This window comes from Cyanobium sp. NIVA-CYA 375 (assembly GCF_056108345.1).
The window spans coordinates 1-636 of sequence record NZ_JBSYHW010000362.1; the positions used below are offsets into that span (position 1 = coordinate 1).

The window sequence follows — 636 nt, forward strand, 5'->3', positions numbered from 1 at the left end:
CGGCCATCGGCGAAGCGGAGCGCCGCTCCGACCGGGAAGCGGGAATAGGGCGAGTAGGAGTGTGCGGCTGCGGCATGCGCCGCGGCGATCAGCTCTTGGTCAGTCATGGCCTTGTCCTAGCTGGTGTCACGGGCGGGCGACAACCCAACCGATCGGTTCTTCACTGACCTCGCTCATCAGCGCTTCGTTCGCGGTCCACAACAGCCACGGGCGCCCGGCATACGTCGGCTCGCGCCATGTGCCGACAACCCACAGGTTGCGTTCGATCCGGGCGGTAACCGGATGGCGGGCCTCGAACTGCCGGTCGATCATGAGAATGACCGGCTTTCCTGCATGCATCTCGATCTGGTTGATCAGCGTCATCAGTTCGCTCGCCACCATCGCATCGGAAACCGGTTCTGCACATTGGTCCGCTGTGCGGTCCAGTTCAATTGCCGGTGGCAGCAGCCCTGTGCCGCGCGGAACGATAGTGACGAAGTTGGCAGACTGTCGATCCGCCATGGTGCAAGGGTCGAAATGATGCACGGCCCCGACCTGCAGGCCAGCTTCGCGCGCGGCAGCAAGGTTGCGGGCGAACCGGGAGTCCTGCCGCCTGGCCCCGTCGCTGGCTTCGAGATAGGCGAAACTTGCCCCGAG

The 636-nt window shown here is 64.6% G+C and carries 1 protein-coding gene and 1 pseudogene; both read right to left on the reverse strand.

Going from position 1 to position 636, the window contains the following annotated elements:
- A pseudogene (locus tag AC01FP_RS18595) lies at positions 1-107 on the reverse strand (hypothetical protein); the annotation flags it as partial.
- Positions 108-126: 19 nt separating this feature from the next.
- A partial coding sequence (locus AC01FP_RS18600) for a glycoside hydrolase family 25 protein (RefSeq protein WP_474482367.1) occupies positions 127-636 on the reverse strand: 510 nt, incomplete at its 5' end.